The sequence below is a fragment of the Aeromonas sp. 30P genome (assembly GCF_051919805.1).
GTDB classification, from domain to species: Bacteria; Pseudomonadota; Gammaproteobacteria; order Enterobacterales; family Aeromonadaceae; genus Aeromonas; species Aeromonas veronii.
On the sequence record NZ_JBQBEA010000001.1, the window covers coordinates 2,307,271 to 2,328,684 of the forward strand.

At 58.1% G+C, this 21,414-nt stretch carries 19 protein-coding genes; 11 read left to right on the top strand and 8 right to left on the bottom strand.

Translation table 11 applies throughout. From position 1 onward, the window contains the following. Positions 1-341 precede the first annotated feature (341 nt). From ACTG2B_RS10630 to ACTG2B_RS10645, 4 genes are all read left to right on the top strand, one after another. Positions 342-1,535, top strand: a complete 1,194-nt coding sequence (locus tag ACTG2B_RS10630) for an aromatic amino acid transport family protein (RefSeq protein WP_439995700.1) — start codon at positions 342-344, stop codon at positions 1,533-1,535. Between the two features lie 251 nt (positions 1,536-1,786). Then, the gene (locus ACTG2B_RS10635; RefSeq protein ID WP_439995702.1) at positions 1,787-2,344 is read left to right on the top strand and encodes a hypothetical protein; all 558 of its coding nucleotides are present in this window, start codon (positions 1,787-1,789) and stop codon (positions 2,342-2,344) included. Positions 2,345-2,563: 219 nt separating this feature from the next. After that, positions 2,564-2,950 (top strand): MAPEG family protein, encoded by a 387-nt coding sequence (locus ACTG2B_RS10640; RefSeq protein WP_421300832.1) that lies wholly within the window; start codon positions 2,564-2,566, stop codon positions 2,948-2,950. Between the two features lie 116 nt (positions 2,951-3,066). Beyond that, complete coding sequence (locus tag ACTG2B_RS10645) at positions 3,067-3,717, top strand: hypothetical protein (RefSeq protein ID WP_439995703.1); 651 nt, start codon at positions 3,067-3,069, stop codon at positions 3,715-3,717. Between the two features lie 118 nt (positions 3,718-3,835). On the opposite strand, the gene ACTG2B_RS10650 is transcribed toward ACTG2B_RS10645, so the two are convergent. Next, the gene (locus ACTG2B_RS10650; RefSeq protein WP_439995705.1) at positions 3,836-5,236 is read right to left on the bottom strand and encodes a DEAD/DEAH box helicase; all 1,401 of its coding nucleotides are present in this window, start codon (positions 5,234-5,236) and stop codon (positions 3,836-3,838) included. A gap of 347 nt (positions 5,237-5,583) precedes the next feature. On the opposite strand from ACTG2B_RS10650, the gene ACTG2B_RS10655 reads away from it, so the two are divergent. Next, a complete protein-coding gene (locus ACTG2B_RS10655; RefSeq protein WP_013723771.1) occupies positions 5,584-6,414 on the top strand; it encodes a substrate-binding periplasmic protein in 831 nt (276 codons plus the stop codon). A gap of 111 nt (positions 6,415-6,525) precedes the next feature. Here the strand turns inward: ACTG2B_RS10655 and aroC are convergent, their stop codons facing one another. Beyond that, positions 6,526-7,614, bottom strand: a complete 1,089-nt coding sequence (gene aroC / locus ACTG2B_RS10660) for a chorismate synthase (protein WP_005351780.1) — start codon at positions 7,612-7,614, stop codon at positions 6,526-6,528. Positions 7,615-7,626: 12 nt separating this feature from the next. Further along, the gene (gene prmB, locus ACTG2B_RS10665; protein ID WP_439995706.1) at positions 7,627-8,562 is read right to left on the bottom strand and encodes a 50S ribosomal protein L3 N(5)-glutamine methyltransferase; all 936 of its coding nucleotides are present in this window, start codon (positions 8,560-8,562) and stop codon (positions 7,627-7,629) included. Between the two features lie 82 nt (positions 8,563-8,644). Between prmB and smrB the strand changes: the two genes are divergently transcribed. Beyond that, on the top strand, positions 8,645-9,169 hold the full coding sequence (gene smrB, locus ACTG2B_RS10670; protein WP_021230158.1) for an endonuclease SmrB: 525 nt from the start codon (positions 8,645-8,647) through the stop codon (positions 9,167-9,169). 57 nt (positions 9,170-9,226) lie between these two features. Beyond that, on the top strand, positions 9,227-10,522 hold the full coding sequence (locus ACTG2B_RS10675) for a sensor domain-containing diguanylate cyclase (RefSeq protein ID WP_439995708.1): 1,296 nt from the start codon (positions 9,227-9,229) through the stop codon (positions 10,520-10,522). A gap of 131 nt (positions 10,523-10,653) precedes the next feature. Here the strand turns inward: ACTG2B_RS10675 and ACTG2B_RS10680 are convergent, their stop codons facing one another. The 4 genes from ACTG2B_RS10680 to ACTG2B_RS10695 all read right to left on the bottom strand — a co-directional run bounded on the left by ACTG2B_RS10680 (position 10,654) and on the right by ACTG2B_RS10695 (position 15,140). After that, positions 10,654-11,262, bottom strand: a complete 609-nt coding sequence (locus ACTG2B_RS10680) for a histidine phosphatase family protein (RefSeq protein ID WP_429200404.1) — start codon at positions 11,260-11,262, stop codon at positions 10,654-10,656. A 31-nt stretch (positions 11,263-11,293) separates the two neighbouring features. Further along, positions 11,294-11,680 (bottom strand): GFA family protein, encoded by a 387-nt coding sequence (locus tag ACTG2B_RS10685; protein ID WP_115523031.1) that lies wholly within the window; start codon positions 11,678-11,680, stop codon positions 11,294-11,296. 468 nt (positions 11,681-12,148) lie between these two features. Then, the gene (locus ACTG2B_RS10690) at positions 12,149-13,612 is read right to left on the bottom strand and encodes a chitinase (protein ID WP_439995709.1); all 1,464 of its coding nucleotides are present in this window, start codon (positions 13,610-13,612) and stop codon (positions 12,149-12,151) included. A 307-nt stretch (positions 13,613-13,919) separates the two neighbouring features. Then, positions 13,920-15,140 (bottom strand): methyltransferase, encoded by a 1,221-nt coding sequence (locus ACTG2B_RS10695; RefSeq protein ID WP_439995710.1) that lies wholly within the window; start codon positions 15,138-15,140, stop codon positions 13,920-13,922. Positions 15,141-15,323: 183 nt separating this feature from the next. Here ACTG2B_RS10695 and ACTG2B_RS10700 point away from each other — a divergent pair, with 183 nt between their 5' ends. Further along, on the top strand, positions 15,324-15,902 hold the full coding sequence (locus ACTG2B_RS10700) for a PhnA domain-containing protein (protein ID WP_005333203.1): 579 nt from the start codon (positions 15,324-15,326) through the stop codon (positions 15,900-15,902). A gap of 203 nt (positions 15,903-16,105) precedes the next feature. On the opposite strand, the gene ACTG2B_RS10705 is transcribed toward ACTG2B_RS10700, so the two are convergent. Continuing rightward, a complete protein-coding gene (locus tag ACTG2B_RS10705; protein ID WP_005351759.1) occupies positions 16,106-17,632 on the bottom strand; it encodes a fumarate hydratase in 1,527 nt (508 codons plus the stop codon). Positions 17,633-17,926: 294 nt separating this feature from the next. Here ACTG2B_RS10705 and pabB point away from each other — a divergent pair, with 294 nt between their 5' ends. The 3 genes from pabB (at position 17,927) to ACTG2B_RS10720 (ending at position 21,334) form a co-directional block, all read left to right on the top strand. Continuing rightward, positions 17,927-19,210 (top strand): aminodeoxychorismate synthase component I, encoded by a 1,284-nt coding sequence (gene pabB, locus ACTG2B_RS10710; RefSeq protein WP_439996925.1) that lies wholly within the window; start codon positions 17,927-17,929, stop codon positions 19,208-19,210. Between the two features lie 42 nt (positions 19,211-19,252). Further along, entirely contained in the window at positions 19,253-19,819 is a 567-nt protein-coding gene (locus ACTG2B_RS10715; RefSeq protein WP_439995711.1) for a CoA pyrophosphatase, read from the top strand. Between the two features lie 216 nt (positions 19,820-20,035). Then, entirely contained in the window at positions 20,036-21,334 is a 1,299-nt protein-coding gene (locus tag ACTG2B_RS10720) for a serine/threonine transporter (RefSeq protein ID WP_005345325.1), read from the top strand. Positions 21,335-21,414: the final 80 nt, after the last annotated feature.

Sequence of the window (21,414 nt, forward strand, 5' to 3'; positions counted from 1 at the left end):
GCAACCACTTGGCTGACCTGTATCAATGAGCCCCTGCCAATCATTTTTTCGGTGCTTTTTTCTGCAATCAGCTACCGCTGTCATCATTTATTTCCACTTGTTGCCACAAGCCAGCACAAGATCCGTATAAAAGGGGTTGTTTCCGCTATTTTGATCCGCTAACGTGGCAACCATCTTTTACAACTGACAGGTTTTAGGTACAGATGTTCCCGTTCCGATATTGCTAGCCTCCGGCCCTATCACCGGAGGCACCTTCTGATAACGCCAATCGGCCCCCTCTTGTTGACGTCACTGCTGACATCGCCTGTTTGCACTGACACCGCTACGTTCGGATGGATAACATGAACACCAAGACTCTGGGTTGTACCCTGTTGATTGCCGGCACCTCCATAGGCGCCGGCATGCTGGCCCTGCCGCTGGCCTCCTCCTCCCTCGGCGGCCCCGCCACCCTGATGTTGATGGTCGGCCTCTGGGCCCTGATGGCCTTCACCGCCATGCTGCAAGTAGAGGCAAGCCTCAACACCGGCAAGTGGTACCTGCACCAGCTGGCGGATCATCTGCTCGGCCCCTGGGGCAAGCGCATCGCCTCCTTCTGTATCCTGATGCTGTTCTACTCGCTGGCCTCCGCCTACATCAGCGGCGGCAGCAGCCTGCTGGCACAGGCACTGGCCGATGCGGGCATGACCCTCAGCCAAGAGCAGGCCGCCTGGGCTTTTACCCTGCTGTTTGGCGGCATGGTCTGTGTCGGCACCCGCTCGGTGGATTACCTCAACCGGCTGATGTTCACCGTCAAACTGGTGATCATGGTGGTGGTGCTGGCGTTGCTGCTGCCCCGCACCGAAGGGCAGCATCTGCTCTCGATGCCGCTGGGTCAGGGCCTGTTGCTGGCGGGCCTGCCGGTCATCTTCACCTCGTTCGGCTTTCACGGCTCCATTCCGAGCGTGATGCTCTACCTCGGTGACTGCCCAAAACAGCTGCGTAGGGTCTTTGTCTGGGGCTCAGCCCTGCCGCTGATCCTCTACGTGCTGTGGCAGGTGGCGATCCTCGGTCTGCTCGGCCAGCAAGCCCTGCTGCAAACCGGCGGCGCGCTGGACAGCCTGCTGGCCAACGTCGGCAAGCTGGTGAGCTGGCCTGCGTTTAATCAGGCGATGCACCTGTTTGCCGATCTGGCTCTCGCCACCTCCTTCCTCGGGGTAACGCTGGGGCTGTTCGACTTTATGGCCAAGGCAACCCGCCGCAAGGACAACTGGCAGGGCCGCACTCAGACTGGCCTTATCACCTTCGTGCCGCCATTGCTGTTTGCCCTCTACTTCCCGCAGGGCTTTATCATGGCGCTGGGCTACGCTGCCATTGCGCTGGCAATCCTCGCGGTACTGCTGCCGGTGGCGCTGGTGTGGCAGAGCCGCAAACAGGCCCCTGCCCACCACTACCGCGCCCCGGGTGGCGTAGTAGCGCTGGGACTGGCCGCCGCCATGGGGGTGCTGATTGTCGGCGTACAGATCAGCGTCAGCCTTGGAATGCTGCCAGCGCTGTAATCCCCGATACTGAATGCCCAAATAGCAAAGCCCCACCAATTAACTTGGCGGGGCTTTTTGTAGGAAAAGAAATCAAGTTGGATACAGGCATCCGCCATTAATTAAGAGTGCGACCCTTACCAAACAAACACCCAAACCTTCAGCTATATACCGCCTTTTTACTACCTAACCCTGAATAATCAGTTCAAAACCCGTTCATGCCCGCTCGCTACACTGCCCGCTCGTTTATCGCTATCAGGAGTTTGAAAACAATGATGTTGCATCTCACGAAGAGTTCCCTTGCCCTTGTTCTGCTGGCAGCCAGCGGCGCCCTCAGCGCGGCCGAAATCACCAACAACAATATTACTGAGGCGGAGATCAAGGCCGCGCAGGATGGTTGGGGCGCGGCGCTCATCAAGATAAGCGATGACTATCGCGCCGGTGGGATTGAGCGCGCCAAGGCGACTGCCGAGTCGGTGCTCGACAGCGCTTATGGCTACCAGCAGGGGCCGGTGCTGTTCAAACCCACTCTTGCCGGTGGCGAGCAGACCTTTCGCACCAACCGCGAGGGGGCGCTGGCCTACTTTGTCGGCAACAACAGCGCCTACCCCACCGACAAAGGGTTCGCCCTGAAAAACTGGCAGAGCTATCGCTATGACAATGCCGCCGTCTATATCAACGGCGACATGGCGCTGACCATGGGCAAGGTGCATCTGGTAGATCGAGATAACAAGGAGACCACTGTCGACAAGACCTGGGGTTTCAAGAAGGGGGATGATGGCAAGGTGCGCATCGTGCTGCACCACTCCTCCCTCCCTTACGAGGGGTAATGACGGGGCGCAGCCCACCATCAACACGGTCAAAATACAGCCCTGCCACCTCGGCAGGGCTGTTTGTTTTGCGCCTGCGCTTGGCCGATGGCGAGTGAGTGGATGACGCTCGTGCCAAGGCAGTTTGCTGCTACCCTCAAGGCAAGCCATTGAGATGCCGAGCAATATCGCGTCTCTCAGCACTAGCCTCTGACATCATCACACAAGGAGCCAGATACCATGACCATACTGCCTGTTTACGCGGCCCTGCTCGCCCTGCTGTTTGTGTTGCTGAGCATTCGAACCATTCGCACCCGCCATAGCCGCAAGGTGGCGCTGGGGCATGGGGATGACCCCGCCATGTTGCGCGCCATGCGGGTACACGCCAACTTTGCCGAGTATGTCCCCCTCGCCCTGCTGCTGGTCTATTTCGTTGAAACCGGCAGCCATGCCCCCTGGCTGGTTCATTTGCTGGGGATTGCCTTGCTGCTTGGCCGACTCTGCCACGCCTTTGGCATGAGCCGCACGCCGGAGAACTTCCGTTATCGGGTGGCGGGAATGGGGCTGACCTTCACAGTGATCCTGGTGAGCGCGGCCCATATTCTGATCACGGCGCTGCTCCCCTGACCCGACCGTCACGAATAGCTGGCGAAGCGGTCTGGCAGCCATCCCTATCGGCTATTCTTCACTGCACAGATAGTCGCAACAGTTCTGCTTGAACAAGCACGATTCAGGAGTGCTATATGAAGTGGATTGGCTGGTTACTGCTTGTCGGGCTGACTCCCGTTGCCCACGCAACCCCGCTAAAGCTGGCGGCAGCGGTCGAGCACACTGCGATATTGCGCCCTTTTATTCATGACTGGTTTGGCCGGGCCGGCATCGACTTTCAGTTGATCCCCTGCTCCTATGCCCGCTGCGAAAAGTTGATTGAGGCTGACCATGCCGTCGATGGCGATATGGCCCGGATCAAGGGCTTTGATCAGACCTATCCCCACTTGCTGCAGATCGGTGCCCCCATCTCGGAGGTGGCGATTTATGGTCAGCCAAGGGATAACCCGAGCTGGCCCCCTGCCAAGGGTACCGTGATTGGCTGCCTGCGTGGCATCCAGTGGTGCGAGCGCTTCCTCGGCAACTATCAGGTCATCTGGTTGAACGATGAGAAGCAGGGGCTTGCCCAACTGCAACGAGGCAAAGTGGATTGGCTCATCAAGATGCGCCCCGCCTCTCAACCTGCACTGGCGTCCCCCTGGCAGAAGATCACCAAAGAGCAGGTCTTTCTCTACCTCGATAAAAAGCACCGCGCGGAAATTGCGGCCTTGCTCAAGGTACAGCTGGCGTTTATCAATAACGGCCGCTGGCTGGCGATGCAAAAGCAGTACCTCTCCGCCATCTAGCGCGGTTCTCGCAGCACCACACAGTGCCGATTACATGGCTGAAAAAACAAAAAGCCCTGCCAGATTGGCAGGGCTTTTCAGTCAACCGCATAGCTGGGGAGTCAAGCTCCCGAGCCGCTTACTGGTTGTGGGTAGAGCGACGTGGACGACGGGCCTGAGCAGGTTTGCCAGCGCCATCAGCCGGACGCTGACCACCTTGCGGTTTGGGCTTGCCACCGTTACCGGTACGGGCACCACCCGCATTGCCATTGGAGGCGGAACGACCGGCCCCCTGACTCTGGCCTTGACCTTGCGGACGCGGCGCACGGCGCTGCTCGCTCGGATCACGAGGCTCTTTGCGCAGCGGCGCGCCGATACCACGGGCGATGTTGTCCAAGGTCTCGCGGGAGGCTTCAAAACCGGCTACCTGCTCGCAGGGGATGTTCTGCTTGGTCAGACGCTCGATGGCTTTGATAAGCTTCCCTTCATCTGCAGCCACTAGCGAGATGGCGTGACCGGCAGCACCGGCACGGCCGGTACGACCGATACGGTGCACGTAATCTTCCGCCACGTTCGGCAGTTCGAAGTTGACTACCTGCGGCAACTTGTCGATGTCCAGACCACGGGCGGCGATGTCGGTCGCCACCAGCACCTTGACGCTACCATCCTTGAAACCGGCCAGTGCACGAGTACGGGCACCTTGGCTCTTGTTGCCGTGGATGGCGGCGGCGCTGACGCCGTTCTTGTCAAGGGTTTCGGCAACGCGGTTGGCCATGTGCTTGGTACGGGTGAACACCAGTACCTGCTGCCAGTTGTTGCTGGTGACCAGATGGCTCAGCAGCGCGATCTTGTTGGCCTTGTCGCACGGATGCACCAGCTGCTCGATACGCTCGGCGGTGCTGTTGCGCGGGGCAACTTCGATCACTGCCGGGTTATCCAGCAGACCGGTGGCCAGTTCGCGGATCTCGTCGGCGAAGGTGGCGGAGAAGAGCAGGTTCTGGCGCTTCTTCGGCATCAGGGCCAGGATGCGGCGGATGTCGCGGATAAAACCCATGTCGAGCATGCGATCCGCTTCGTCCAGTACCAGGATCTCAACCTCGTCAAACTTGACGGCGTTCTGGTTATAGAGATCCATCAGGCGGCCAGGACAGGCCACCAGCACGTCCAGACCACGGCGAGTCGCCATCATCTGCGGATTGATGCTAACACCGCCGAAGACTACGTGGCTGCGCATCGGCAGGTATTTGCCGTAGTTACGCACGCTCTCGCCCACCTGGGCGGCCAACTCGCGAGTCGGGGTCAGCACCAGCGCACGAATGCGGTTCGGAGAAACCTTGCGCTTGCTCTCCATCAGACGTTGCAGCATCGGCAGGGTAAAGCCTGCGGTCTTGCCGGTCCCTGTTTGGGCCGCCGCCATCAGATCGCGGCCAGCCAGAACGGCGGGGATCGCTTGCTGCTGAATGGGAGACGGGGTGTCGTAGCCTTGTTCGGCAACGGCACGTAACAAGGGTTCGGCCAGACCGAGGGAAGTAAAACTCATAATTACCTGCTAGAGATAGGGGCGCCGGGGATTTGTGGTGGGGCTCCTCTGCTGAGCCGATGCCATCTCACAAGATCTGGGCCTATTGAGAAAACAACGATTTCCCCGGGGAGCAGAGCAAAGGGGAAAGAATAGAGGCGCAGTCTAACGGAGTTGTCCGGGATAAACGAGAAAAATGTGATGCTCCTCCCAGCACGAACAGAAAATCCCCCTCCTGCCCCCCGAATAATCCCGTTGATTGATGTAGCACGCACCACACTATTAACTGGCAACACAATATCAGCCCTCGCAGGCATGGCTCGCGGGGCAAACGCACGGGATAAAGAACACAATAACGAGGTTTAACTATGACCACGTCATATCGTCCCCGCGGCAGCTGGCAGGCAAGGATTGGCCTGCTGCTTCTGCTGCTAAGTCCAGCACTGCAGGCCAGTCAGACTCTGACCGTGGCCTGGAGCCACTGGCCCCCCTTCAGCCAAATCAACAACCGAGGTGAGCTGGATGGGCTGGATGTCAGCCTGACCCGCCAGATCCTCACCCAGGCGGGCTTTGCCCCCAAGTTTCGCGAGCTTCCCTGGGCGCGGGCACTGCATCTGGTAGAACACGATCAGCTGGATGTGGCGATGGCCGCCCTCCCTCTGCCGGAGCGCCAGAGTTATGCCCGCTTCTCGACCCCCTACCGCCAGAGTGCCTATGTGCTGCTGAGCAATGACCCGATTCCCGGCCATCAGGATCGCTGGGCGCAGCTCGATAATCTGCCCGCGTTGTGCAACGAGAAAGGGCTCAAGATAGGCAAGTTACGCGGCACCCGCCCCATGCATCAGATGGATAGCTGCCCGGCGCTTAAAATGGCGACCGAATACAACGCCGATGAGCGGATGATCGATCTGCTGCTGGCTCGCCGCCTCGATGGCATCATCATGGAGTGGCAATATGCCCGCTACCGGCTGGCCCAGCTGGGAGCCGAAGAGTTTATCAGCTGCCAGCTGTTGCTACACCACCAGCCGGTCAGTCTGATGTTTGCCAAAAACAGCGTGAGCGAAGAACAGATCCTCAAAGTCAACGAGGCCATTCATGCCTTGCCCAAACCCCACAACAAGTTCTCGCCCCCCAGGTGTCGCCTCAATGCCGATCCGGGCGCCGCAGATCTGCTGACCCGCACCCTCCGCAAGCATTGACGGGATAAGCCGCCACCTGAAATAGCAAAGGCGACCCGAAGGTCGCCTTTTTGGTATTGTCGAACTTGTTCCCCGAACAGGGAGCGATCAGTCGATGAGCAGCAATAGCGATCAGCGCAGCTGCGGGGTATGGGTCAACACCCCTTGATTCTGGGCGCGATGGCGCAGCAGATGATCCATCAACACCAGCGCCAGCATAGCTTCGGCGATGGGCACGGCGCGAATGCCGACACAAGGATCGTGACGACCCTTGGTGATCATCTCGATTGCCTCGCCTTCGGTATTGATGGTCTTGCCCGGCACAGTGATGCTGGAAGTCGGTTTGAGCGCCATGCTTACCACGATATCCTGACCTGACGAGATCCCACCCAGAATGCCGCCCGCATGGTTGCTGGCAAAGCCCGCCGGGGTCATCTCGTCGCGATGCTCGGAGCCTTTTTGCTCCACTACCGCAAAGCCGTCACCGATCTCCACCCCTTTCACCGCATTGATGCCCATCATGGCATGGGCAATGTCGGCGTCGAGGCGATCAAACACCGGCTCACCCAGGCCCACCGGCACATTGCGCGCAATGACCTGCACCTTGGCACCGATACTGTTGCCCTCTTTTTTCAGGTCGCGCATGTATTGATCGAGCGCTTCCAGCTTGCCCGCATCGGGGAAAAAGAAGGGATTCTGCTCAATCTGCGCCGCGTCAAAGCCTTCCGCCTTGATGGGGCCGAGCTGGGAGAGAAAACCGGTGATCTCGATGCCATGCACCTGTTTCAGGTACTTCTTGGCAATGGCCCCCGCCGCTACCCTCATCGCGGTTTCCCGGGCGGAGGAGCGACCACCGCCACGATAGTCCCGCTGGCCATACTTCTGGTGGTAGGTGTAGTCAGCGTGACCCGGCCGGAACAGATCCTTGATGTCGGAGTAATCCTTGGAGCGCTGATCGGTATTCTCGATGAGCAGCCCGATGGAGGTACCGGTGGTCTTGCCCTCGAACACTCCGGAGAGGATCTTCACCTCGTCCGGCTCACGGCGCGGCGTGGTGTAGCGAGAAGTGCCCGGCTTGCGCCGATCCAGATCCCCCTGCAGATCCGCCTCACTGATCTCCAGCCCCGGCGGGCAACCATCGACCACGGCGCCCAGCGCCAAGCCGTGACTCTCGCCAAAGGTAGTGACCCGAAAGAGTTGACCAAAACTGTTCCCTGCCATGCGCGCTCCTGCTTAGTTCTTGTAGATGGCGAAATGATCCTGATACTGCACCAGCTCGTCACGGGTCATCACAAAGACGCCGTGGCCGCCGTTTTCGAATTCAACCCAAGTAAAGGGGATCTCGGGGAACTGGGCTTCCAGATGGATCATGCTGTTGCCCACTTCGACCACCAGCACACCGTTATCCTTGAGGAAATCTGCCGCATGGGCCAGCAAACGCTTGGTCAGCTTGAGACCATCGGTGCCGGACGCCAGCGCCAGCTCGGGCTCGTGACGGAACTCGTCCGGCAGATCCGACATATCTTCGGAGTCAACATAGGGCGGGTTGGAGACGATAAGATCGTACTTGTCGCCCGCCGGCAGATCGCGGAACAGATCGGAGCGGATCGGAATGACCTGCTGCTCCAGCCCGTGATCGTTGATGTTGCGCTCGGCCACGTTCAGTGCATCAATGCTGATGTCGATGGCATCCACTTCCGCTTCAAGGAACTCGTGGGCCATGATGATGGCGATGCAACCGGAGCCGGTGCACAAGTCCATGATCCGGGTCGGTTCATGTTTGAGGAAGGGTGCGAAACGGTTGGCCACCATCTCGGCAATGGGGGAACGGGGAATGAGCACCCGCTCGTCCACGTAGAACTCCCAACCGGCATACCAGGCCTTATTGGTCAGGTAGGCGGCCGGTACCCGCTCCTGTACGCGTCGGATAATCAGCTCGGCGATACGGTGACGCTCGCTGCTGGTGAGACGGGAGTGGCGCATGGCCGGGTCTACATCCGGTGGCAGATGTAACGCGGGCAGTACCAGCTGCACAGCTTCATCCCAGGCGTTGTCGGTTCCATGACCGTAAAAAATCCCGGCGTCGTTGAAACGACTCATGGCCCAACGCAACATGTCCTGGATGGTGTGCATCTCGGCAACCACCTCATCGATAAATATCTTGTCCAAATCCACCTCCAAGTCGAGTAATATCCGGCCCGAGCCCCGTTTACCTGACGGGCAAGACGCATACCTAATACATGAGCATCTGATGAAAAAAACGCCCTCACCGACAGACGAGGAAACCCTGCTGTTCCGCGATGCGATAAAAGGTACCCGGAAAATCAAGCAAGATACCATAAGGGCCGAGTTACGCCCGGTCAAGCAGAAACGCGAAATGCGCGAAACCCGCGAAAAGCTTGGGGTTGACCACTATTTCAGCGATGAGTATCAGCCCCATCTCGACGATGATGGGCCGACCCGTTATGTGCGGGAAGATGTGTCAAAATTTGAGCTGAAAAAGCTCAAGCGGGGCATTTATCCGCCGGAGATCTACCTCGATCTGCACGGCATGAACCAGCAGCAGGCAAAACAGGAGCTGGCCGCCCTGCTCACCCTCTGCCAAAAAGAGAACATTCACGTCGCCTCGGTGATGCACGGCATCGGCAAACATATTCTCAAGCAGCGCATTCCCAGCTGGCTGGCCCAGCACCCCAATGTTCGCGCCTTCCATCAGGCTCCCCGCGAATGGGGCGGCGACAGCGCCATTCTGGTGTTGCTGGATATCGAAGAGTAGTTAGCCAAACGACCACACTATACTGAATATCAATATGTTATTCGCCGTGGAGGTCGCATGTTTACACAGGGTTCCCATGCCGACATAAAGTCATCTCTCGACGCCATCGGCGCAGCCGTGGCGGTGTTCAGCCTCGACAAGGATGATCACTTTGTGCTGGTCTCTGCCAACGATACCTTTGCCAAGGCGTTCGAGCTGGATGTCCTTGGCAGCATTGGCAAACAGCTGAGCGAGATGTTTCCCCGCTACATCACCAATACCATCGAGCCACCAATGCACGAATGTGTGCGCATGCAGACAGGGCTCGAGAGCGAGCTGCCCATCGACAGCCTATCGCGCACCAGTTGGTGGCGCTTTATTCTCTCCCCCATCATCCCCGAGCAGGCACGGATCAACCGGATCATCGTGACCGCCATCGATATCACTGCCAAAAAGCAGCTGGAAGAGGCGCTCACCACCAGTCGCCGTCGCTTCGAAGCGGTGGTCAACTCCGCCTATGACGGCATCATCAGTGTCAGCAGCGAATCACGCATCGAGCTTATCAATACCGCCGCCTGCGAGATGTTCGGCATCGACGAAAGCTATCTCGGCAAGCGGCTGGAAACCCTGCTTCCCCAGCGTTTTCGCGCCAATCACGAAACCTATTTCAAAGCCTTCAGCAGCTCCCCCATCAATTCGCGCCCGATGCATGCCCGCGCCTCGGTGATGGGTCTGCGCCGCGACGGTAGCGAATTTCCGCTGGAGGTGACCATCGCCAAGATCAATCTGGGCCCGACCACCGAGATGACCGCCATCTTGCGGGATATCTCTGAGCGAGCCCGACTGGTGGAGGAGTTGAAGGTCGCCGCCACCACGGATCCTCTCACCGGCATTGCCAACCGGCGCCGGTTCAACGAGCTGGTCAACGCCGAGATGCAACGCTGCCAGCGTTTTGGCCATACCATGAGCCTGCTGCTGATCGATATCGACCACTTCAAGGAAGTCAACGATACCTTTGGCCATCAGCAGGGGGATTTGGCGATCCTGAGTCTGGTGAAACGGATCAGCAAACAGCTGCGGGAGGTGGACATGCTGGGTCGCTGGGGTGGCGAGGAGTTTATCGTGCTGCTACCGGAAACCTCCCTCGAGCTCGCCTGGGCCAGCGCCGAGCGGATCAGGCTCGCCATCGAAGCCCAGCACCATGCACTGGAGGGGGCTCTTGAGATCTCCCTCACCATCAGTATCGGGATCAGCGCCAGCAAGGGCAGCCATGACACTGTAGAGAAGATGGTTAGACGGGCCGACACCGCCCTCTATCTGGCCAAAAAGCAGGGGCGCAACTGCTGCCGCAAAGAGGAGCCGGAACCGACCTGATGGCGCCCCCCCTATCCTCTGGTGACACAGCTAACCTGTGCTAGCAGAGATAACCAACCACAACGTACACAAAAAGCTGCGCTACTCTCTTCGGTAGCGCTGCTTGTTTCATTCTGCTTTTGGGGCACTTTTCAATCACAACCATCAAGGGGACGGCTAAGGCGCAGTGGGCCGCCATCAGCCAGAGAGAGCCTCACTGACAGCATGCCGCCGTTGGGCAATTGCCACTCGAAGAAGTCATCAAATCCGGCAATCGTGACGGCGCGGATCACCTTGGCGACCACACCGTGCGCCACCAGCAGTATCCGCTCCCCTTGCATGGTCGAAGCAAGTTCCGTGAGTCCCTGCGAGACCCGGGCAATCACCTCATCAATGGTTTCACCACCGGGTGGAGATTCAGCCCAGCGCCGGGTGATATTGCGCGCCCACAGTTCGGGATAGCGATCCCTTGCTTCTGCCTGCGTCAGCCCTTCAAATAGGCCGACATCCCTCTCACGAAAGGCTGACACAAGCTCCACATGCAATCCCAACTGACAAGACAAAATGGCAGCGCTCACCCTTGTCCGCAGCAGGGGTGACGCCAGCAGCCGATCGAACGGGGCCTGAGTGGCCGCTACCTCGTCAGCCAATCGGGCAATGTGCCTCTGGCCACTCTCATTAAGCCCGATATCCAGTGCACCTTGATACCGTCCTTCCGCATTGGCTTGCGTCTCACCATGGCGGATAACGACCAGCTCCATGCCAACCTCCTTTGTTGGGGCTACCCTGGTTTTACTTCCCTTTGCGATAACGGGGATGATCGTCCTGGATCGGCAACCAGGGCTGTTGGCTGTCGGTATGGATGTGGTAGGTTGGCGCAACGGCCTCTGGATTATCGAGAGAGGCGATAGCCAACGTGAGATAGTCAGGGTACTGGGTGCTGCGATACGTGAGGGTGGAGCCACACTCGGCGCAAAACCCCCGTCGGATAAAATCTGAAGACGCATACTCGGTCGGTTTGCCGCATAACCACTGCACCTGTTCGGCGTGAAAGTCCATCCAGGCCCCGACCGGTGCACCCGTGGTGCGCTGGCAATCCCGACAGTGACAAAAATCGGTCGCAAAAGGTGCAGTCAGTACTTCATAACGGATTGCCCCGCAATGACAACCCCCCTTCATCTTGCCCCCTCGTTGCAATTTTGCACAAGCCAAAGAGATTACCAATATAAACCGGCCGTTTACATCTATTTTCTCAAGGGAATAAGCGACAATGTACCGAGATAAAGCTGAGTGATATAGCAAGACCTCACCATTTCAGGTGATAAATGACAGTTTACCAATAGAGAAGATACTCCTCATATTCGCAATGAGAGGTTTCATTTTATGGTGAAAAATGAATTCATAAGTAGCGTACTAAGCTCATCAGAAGACGCTAGTTTATGGAGGCTAACGAACCTGAATATAAATTTCACTCTCAACTTTGATTCAACACTATTTTATTTCAATTTTCAGATAAAAACTTACCTTATCAGTTAGAACATAAGCACCATTGAAAATACAAGATAATATTCAGTGATGCACTGCTGATAATTAACGAGGAGAAGGCGTTATCCGCCCTCTCCTCTTTGGGAGTTAAATTACGCCATCTTATTTGGCAGGAACTACAACCCAGGGGCCACCTTTGGCGGGATCATCCCCTTGCGTCCACCATTTGGCCTGATAGACGGCTCCCTTGTAGCTCACCTTGCTGCCCGCGGTGTAGACCTTGGTCGCTTCCCAGGCCGGGTTGCCACCGATGGGGGGTTCGCTCGGATCGACCGGTGGTGGAGTCAGTTTGTCCACAACCCGCACTTTCGGCCAGTTGGCGTGGGAGCCGTAGAAGTTGGTCACGCACTTCTCGTAGTCACCCGGCACCAGCGCAGAATAAGCGGTCTGGAAGCCCACCAGCTCGCACTCGAAGGAGTAACCGCCCGGGCGATCCGGATAATATTTCCAGTTGCCATCCCAGTTGGTGTAGAGCACGTCAGTAGCGCCGTTGAGATTGAGGCTGCCATAGGGAGTCTGCTGCCAGCAGGTGTTCTTCTCATCCGCCTTGATCGGGATCTGGTAGTGGTTGGCCAGCCCTTCCCAGTAGCGAATACGGTTGACCGGCTGCCCCTTGTCCTTGTTCTGTTCACCACACTCGATGCCGCCGTTGATGACGTTGATGGTGGTACCAAAGCCATAGCCGATACCGGCGTCAGCTTCCCGTTTGGAGGGTACCCAGGTGCGATCAATCACGTGCAACATGGCCGGTTTCGGGGCCTGCGGGGTGAGGAAAAACCAGATGGCAGAAGCGAGGTTGAGCCAGGAGTCAGCCACCAGCCCCGGGTTGTTGAGCAGCACGGAGGCATCGCCATCGAACATCGCTTCGGAGAAGGCGCCGTAGTTGAAGTGGTAAGAAAGCTGCTTGGCGCCGCGGCCGAAATACCCCTGACCCGTGCTGCAAGGCCACTTCTTGTTCTGCCAGTCGTTCTGGCCACAGCCGGTGGTATAGCCGGTCTGTCCCTCTGACCAGCCCATCTCCCGCACATGCACCAGCGCCTGTTGCCACTCCTCCAGCCCCAGCGGGTTATCGGAGACGTTCTCCTTGGCAATATGGCCACCGGTCTCCTGAGAGAAGTGGGCAAAGGCGGTCATGATGGATTTTTTACAGATCGCATCAGAATCACGCCCGTCAGTATATTCGCCACAGAACGCAGGGAATTTACCGATGGCTCGCAAGAAGCGGACATAAGTATATTCCGGCGCTGCCATCTGGGTTAAATATTCCCATTCAGATTGGGGAAATACTCGTTCAACCCGTTTTACGTTGTCAGGATTGCTTGCCAGACCCGGTTCAATGGCATCAACGATTTTATTTGACCGGGTCGCCAATGCCTTGGCCCATATTGCATACATGGGATTGGCCGTCTTGGCTTTTTCCATGGCTGCCAGATCCGGGGCCGCAATCACATATCCTCCCGCATTTTGCGGATCGGGTTGAATATTCATGGCTGCACTCATTGCGGCATAGCTTGGCAATGCGCAGGCGGCAGCGATCAGCCAGGCACAACGCTTGGGTTTGAACATGTTTATCGTCCTTGTTTGAATTAATGCGTTCCAAGAGTAGGTGTTTCAACAACTAAATTCACGATGAGAATTAAGAAATAAGCAGAATTTGTGAGCCATTTCACCTTGTGATATTCAGTGCAGCTGAAACAAAGGAAAAGAACCCAAACGAAAACGTCAGAGCATGATCTGTCGCCCATTTTTAGAACAGTTGAGACGGCCAGGTGGCCTGCCATACGGTCATTGTTCGTGATGAAAAAAATGGCTGACAGGCTCAATCTGTCAGCCATCATCAATGTTCAAGAAAAATGCTCAAAATAGCCGGATGTCAGGCACGCACGGCACGGATCAGGATATTGCGCGGGGTCATGGGTTTGGCACAAAACTCCCCCACTTCGACCCGATAGCCCTGCTCTTGCAAAAAGAGCGCGCGATCCAGCGCCAGCCAGATCTCGAGGGGACGGCGAAACAGGTGGCGCACCAGCTCCATGCGGGCGACATCACCAAAGCGGCGCTCCCCGTGTTCCAACCAGGCGGGATAGTCGAGCCCTGTTGGCAGCACAATCCCTTTGCGCTCTGCAGCCCAAACGCAGAATGCCTCAAACGTGCCGGTCAGCAAGCTCTTTTGCATATTGGGCACCGGCAGATACTCATCCACACCGCGCACCTGACGCTGCAGGCAGTCAAACCCGAGCCGCCACACCACTTCCTGCTCGCGCAGGCGGGCGATCCGCGCACCGCCAGTCACCGTCTCCTGTAACGGCAACTTGAGATCCGCCTTGCTCAACACCAGCTCGCTGGCGCTGGCCGCGGCTGACAACGGGCGATAGTGGCTGGTACGGATCAGGTGGTAACAACAGGGAGAGATGGTCACGCCGCTGGCACTGCGCTCGGCCACCCGCTCCAGCAGATGGGTGTGGAGCTCGCCGCAGGCATGGAGTGCCATAGCGTGATGTTCGGGGGCGATCAGCACCGCCGACTCGGGGGCAAAAGCATCGGCGCAGGTAAAGGTCATATTCGCGCCATCCCGCTCGGCCAGCAGCCGACCTTCGTCACAAAGCTGCCCTTGCAACTCCAGACTGAGGATAGGAGCCTGTCGATGAAGTGACACCAGCCGCCCAAGGTGGCCCTTGCCGGCACACCACTCCAGATAGGGGCCCTGATGGGCCGGCAAACAGGCGGTGAACGCCTCGATCTGGGCCTGCTTGCGCCCCGGCATATGCAGCGCCATCTCCTTGCTGCAGCTGATGGGCTCCGGGGTAAACGGGGCAAGCTGGCTGAGTTGCTGCAGCTCGGCTCCCTCGGCAATCCAGGGGGCAAGCAGACTGCTGAGGGCGCCCATATCTGCATCGAGTTCTGCCAACTGGGCAAGGGTCAGCCCATTGAGCAGTGCCGCCAGTTCGGGCGCCTCATCGGCAAAGGCCATGGTCAGATGATGATATGGCTGATATTGCCACCAGCGTCGGTAGCGGGTGAGCAGTCGATCCAGTTGTTGAAAACGTTGAGCCAGCACGAATGCCCCTGCCTTGCAGTCAAAAAGGAGGCTCATTCTAGCGATCCCGCTTCAAATTGCACTCTCAATACCAAACGATCAGCGCCGCGCAACAGCACAGCCAACCTTGTGAGCCAGGGCAGACCTGACAAAGTACGGGGTTTTATGCTATATTCCGCCCCCTCTTTCACGCGCCCCGCCCAACGCGGGTCGCTTTACACTAGCTATGGGACCAACAACATGACCATCAACGCCATTCTGCAAGCGCGCGCGGGCGCCAAGTGTGAACTGTGCAGCGCCGAGCAGGCGCTGACCGCCTTCGTGGTGCCTCACTCCCCCGCCAGCGACGATGATCACAGCGTTGCTATCTGTGACACCTGCCGTGGTCAGCTGGAACAACCGGATACCCTAGTGGTCAACCACTGGCGTTGCCTGAGTGACAGCATGTGGAGCCAGGTGCCTGCGGTGCAGGTGATGGCATGGCGCCAGCTGAAAGCTCTCTCCGGCAAGGGTGAAGTGTGGGCTCAGGATCTGCTGGACATGATGTACATGGAAGACGAAGCCAAGGCTTGGGCTGAAGCTGGTATTGCTGACGAAGATGACGACAGCGTACCGACCGTTGACTCCAACGGCGCCGTGCTGCAAGAGGGCGACTCCGTTACCCTGATCAAGGATCTGGACGTGAAAGGCGCCGGTTTCACCGCCAAGCGCGGCACCCTGGTCAAGGGCATCCGTCTGACCAACAACCCGCTTCATATCGAAGGCAAGGTCAATGGCGTGCAGATCGTACTGGTTGCTGCCTACCTGAAAAAGGCCTAAGCCTAGGGCAATTGCTCTACTGTCTGCTGCCAGAGCACAAGCACAACGAAAAAGGATGGCGTCACGCCATCCTTTTTTATACCCGCTTGCCGCAAACGGCCAACCTGAGTCCATAACAAGCCAGCCAAAGCAAAAAGGCGCATCCGAATGGACGCGCCTTGTTTACATGGCCGATGCCGTTAACCGGCAGCGGAAACGGTCACTCAGGAGGAGAGTTTGCCATCGAGCTCTGCAATTTTCGCAGACCAGTAGGCCGGACCGGTTTCGTGGATATTGTTGCCTTCGGAGTCGACCGCAACGGTCACCGGCATATCTTCCACTTCAAACTCGTAGATCGCTTCCATGCCGAGATCGGCAAAGGCTACCACGCGGGCCTTCTTGATGGCCTTGGCCACCAGATAGGCTGCGCCACCGACGGCCATCAGATAGACGGCCTTGTGCTGCTTGATGCTCTCGACGGTTTTCGGGCCACGCTCGGATTTGCCGATCATGCCGATCAGGCCGGTTTCACCCAGCATCATGTCGGTGAACTTGTCCATCCGGGTGGAGGTGGTGGGGCCAGCCGGGCCAACCACTTCGTCACGCACCGCATCGACCGGGCCAACGTAATAGATGAAGCGGTTGGTGAAATCGACCCCTTCCGGCAGCCCTTCGCCATTTTTCAGCATGTCGGCGATACGCTTGTGGGCGGCATCGCGACCGGTGAGGATCTTGCCGGAGAGCAGCACGGTATCACCGCTCTTCCAGCTGGCCAGCTCGGCCTTGGTGATGCCATCGACGTTGACGCGGCGCACATTACCACCCGCTTCACGGGTGATCTCCGGCCAGTCACTCAGTTTCGGCGGAGTCAGTTCGGCGGGCCCTGAACCATCCAGCTCGAAGTGAACGTGGCGGGTGGCGGCGCAGTTGGGGATCATCACCACCGGCTTGGAAGCGGCGTGAGTCGGCGCAGATTTGACCTTCACATCCAGCACGGTAGTGAGGCCGCCCAGACCCTGGGCACCGATCCCCAGCTTGTTGACCTTGTCGTAGAGCTCGACCCGCAGCTTCTCTTCGGTGGTTTGCGGGCCACGGGCGATCAGCTCCTGAATGTCGATGTGCTCCATCAGAGCCTCTTTGGCCAGCACCGCCGCTTTCTCGGCAGTACCGCCGATGCCGATGCCCAGCATGCCGGGCGGGCACCAGCCTGCGCCCATGGTCGGCACGGTTTTCAGCACCCACTCGACGATATCGTCAGAGGGGTTGAGCATCACCATCTTGGATTTGTTCTCGGAGCCGCCGCCTTTGGCCGCGATGCTCACTTCCACCTTGTTGCCGGGGATCATGTCGATATGGACCACGGCAGGGGCGTTGTCTTTGGTGTTTTTGCGACTGCCAGCCGGATCGGCCAGCACGGAGGCGCGCAGCGGGTTGTCAGGATTGGTGTAGGCACGACGGGTTCCTTCATCCACCATCTCCTGCACTGTCATGTCGCTGTCCCACTGCACTTGCATGCCAATCTTGACGAAACAGGTCACGATGCCGGTGTCCTGGCAGAGCGGACGATGACCTTCGGCGGACATGCGGGAGTTGATCAGGATCTGGGCCAGCGCATCTTTGGCGGCCGGGTTGGCCTCACGGTCATACGCCGCTTTGGCAGCCTGAACAAAATCCAACGGGTGGTAATAGGAGATGTACTGGAGGGCATCTGCGATAGAATCGATGAAATCCTGTTTTTTTATAATGCTCATATCATCCTCACTGGTCCTTGTCTCTGCCACGGAGCAGGGCAAGGGCTTCCATATGATGGGCCGTGCTGACGTGCTGGCTAAAAACTATCAACCAGCAAAAAACGAACGACACGGCAGTTTTTTCTTAAGTCACCGACACCTATGATACGCTTGCCCACCAGCACCGACTAGGGTTCGGGAACCAAACTGTTGCCTGTGTAACATAAAATGACGCCAACACTTCATATCCATCATCTAGACCATAGTGCTGAACTCCATCAGCTTTTTGCCCGCCAGCAACATCAGCCGTGGGCCATGTTGCTGGAGTCGGCGGGACCACTCGGTGCCGATAACGGCTTTGATATCATCACTGCCGATCCGCTGGCGACCCTCGAAACCCGCGGCGAGGTGACCACTCTGCGTGTCGGGGCGAATATCAGCAAACACCACGAAGATCCCCTCGCCCTGCTGGCCCATACCCAGCGACAGCTGCTGGGGGAGCTGGATCTATGTGCCACTCACCTACCCTTTATTGGCGGCGCCCTCGGCCTGTTTGGCTATGATCTCGGCCGTCGCTTCGAGCGACTGCCAGTGCAGGCCGCCGCCGATATCGCGGTGCCGGACATGGCGGTGGGCATCTACGACTGGGCGCTGCTGCGCAATGTGGCGACCGGCGACTGGCAACTGGTGCACTGGGGGGATGAAGCGGGACTTGCCAACCGGCTGGCCTGGCTTGAGCAACAACAGGCCAAACCGGCCCCCGCTTTTGTCTTGCAGGGGTCGTGGCAGAGCAATATGAGCCGCGCCGAGTATGGCGAAAAGTTTGCCCGCATTCAGGAATACCTTGCCGCGGGGGATTGCTACCAGATCAACCTGACCCAGCGTTTCAGCGCCCCCTATCAGGGGGATGAGTGGCAGGCCTACTGCCTGCTGGCAACCGCCAACAAGGCCCCCTTCTCAGCCTTTATCCGTCTGCCAGAGAGCGCGCTGCTGAGCCTCTCCCCCGAGCGGTTCCTGCTGCTTGATGGCCGCCATATCGAAACCAAACCCATCAAGGGCACTCGCCCTCGCCACCCCGATCCGGCCACCGATCAGCAAGTCGCGCTGGAGCTGGCGCAGGCGGACAAGGACAGATCAGAGAATCTGATGATCGTTGATCTGCTGCGCAACGATATCGGTCGGGTCAGCCGGCCGGGCTCGGTCAGCGTGCCTCATCTCTTTACGGTGGAGTCGTTTCCGGCGGTACATCATCTGGTCTCCACCATCCATGGTGAGCTGGATGCACGCTGGCAAGGAGTCGATCTGCTGCGGGCCTGTTTCCCGGGTGGCTCCATCACCGGCGCCCCCAAGATCCGCGCCATGGAGATCATCGAAGAGCTGGAGCCCCAGCGCCGCAATGCCTATTGCGGCAGCATCGGCTATCTCAGCCAGCATGGCCGGATGGATACCAGCATCTGCATTCGCACTTTGATCGCCGAAGCGGGTCGTCTGCACTGCTGGGCCGGTGGCGGCATCATCGCCGACTCCGACGCCGACAGCGAATATCAGGAGACCTATGACAAGGTCGCCCGCATCCTGCCGCCGCTGTCGGCGCTGTAACCCTCCCCACTGTCTGGACAACGCACAGGAGAGCTCCCCGCCATGGATCGCCACGAACTGCTGACCCGCTTCCAGTTGCAGCAACCCGCCCCGGCCCATCGCCTCGCCATTGGCGGGCTCAGCCCGGCGGCGGTGTTGATCCCTGTGGTGATGCGCGATGAGGGGCTCAGCGTCTTATTGACCCGGCGCAGTCCCCGGCTGCGTCATCATGGGGGGCAAATCAGCTTCCCCGGCGGGCGACAGGATCCCGGCGACGAGAACCTGATTGCCACGGCGCTGCGGGAGACCGAAGAGGAGCTCGGCATTCCGGCCCGGCTGATTGAAGTGATCGGCACCCTCAACCCGCTCAATACGGTGTCACGATTCGAGGTACTGCCGGTGCTGGGGCTGCTCGATGGCAACTATCCCCTCATCCTGAGTCCGGATGAGGTGGATCACGCCTTCGAAGTGCCGCTGAACCATCTGCTGGATCGGCGCAACCACATCCCCCTGACCCTTTCCAGAGGGGGGAAAGCACACACCATCTACTGGATCCCCTGGCAACAGCACTTTATCTGGGGGGTTACCGCCAGCATGATCAACCAGCTAGCCCAGCATCTCGCAAAATAACAATTTACCTATATTTGGCTGAGCGAGATTTAATCATTAACACTAAAATAACGTGCCAATTGATAAACAATAATTGAATTTTTCTTGTTTTGATCACATTTCCATAAGAAAGTGCGGTTTTTCGTGCCGTAAAGATGAATTTGATCAACATTTTTGATTAGAAAAACCGTATCCTTGCGCCGACTTAATAAGAACCACACATTCGGGGTGAGATAGATGTCAAACACAGTCACTGGCACGCAGGGAGTTGCGGCGTCAACAGAGCAAGGGATCAGCTCTACTCAAACCACTCGTTGGGAAAAACGCGACTCTACCTGGGTCATCAGTCTGTTCGGGACCGCAGTTGGCGCGGGGATCCTGTTCCTGCCGATCAACGCGGGTATGGGCGGTTTCTGGCCGCTAGTCGTCATGGCGCTGCTGGTAGGTCCCATGACCTATCTGGCCCACCGTGGCCTTGCCCGCTTCGTGCTCTCCTCCAAAAAGCCAAATGCAGACATCACCGAAGTGGTGGAAGAGCACTTTGGCGTGGGTGCCGGTAAATTAATCACCCTGCTCTACTTCTTCGCCATCTACCCCATCGTGCTGATCTACGGCGTGGGTATCACCAACACCGTCGAAAGCTTCATGGTCAACCAGCTGCAGATGAGTGCCCCGCCGCGCTGGATCCTCTCCATCGTGCTGATCATGGGCATGATGTCGGTGATGCTTGCCGGTGAAAAGCTGATGCTGAAAGTGACCGAGCTGCTGGTTTATCCGCTGATCGCCATTCTGGCCGGTATCTCTTTGTACCTGATCCCGGACTGGACCGGTGCCGCGCTGGAGCAAGTGCCCTCTGCCAAGGATTTCGCCACTACCCTGTGGCTGACCATCCCGGTACTGGTCTTCTCCTTCAACCACAGCCCGGCCATCTCCAGCTTCTCCCTGGCCCAACGCCGCGACCACGGTGATCAGGCTGTCGAGAAAGCCGATGCCATCCTCAAGCGTACCGCCATGGTGCTGCTGGGCTTCGTGATGTTCTTCGTCTTCTCCTGCGTGATGAGCCTGACACCGGCCCAGCTGGCAGAAGCCAAGGCTCAGAACATCGCCGTGCTCTCCTATCTGGCCAACCAGCATGCCAGCCCCATCATCTCCTACTTTGGTCCGCTGGTTGCATTCGTCGCCATCGTCTCCTCCTTCTTCGGCCACTATCTGGGTGCCCGTGAAGGTCTGAAAGGGATGATCGTGCAGAACATGCGCAAGTCCGGCAAAGAGCCGAACGCCAAGAAAGTCGAGATGTTCATCATCGCCTTCTTCATCCTGACCCTGTGGGGCACTGCCATTGCCAACCCCTCCATCCTGGGCATGATTGAATCTCTTGGCGGCCCGATCATCGCCACCATCCTGTTCATCATGCCGATGTACGCCATCAAGCGCGTACCGGCCATGGCGAAATATCAGGGCCATATCAGCAACGTATTTGTCGCTGTGATGGGGATGATCGCCATCTCCGCCATCCTCTATCAGCTGGTCGGTTAATCCCCTACCTGCCGCTGATAGCAAAAAGCCAGCCGAATAGTCGGCTGGCTTTTTTATCTCTGCACTCTGTGCCACCGCGA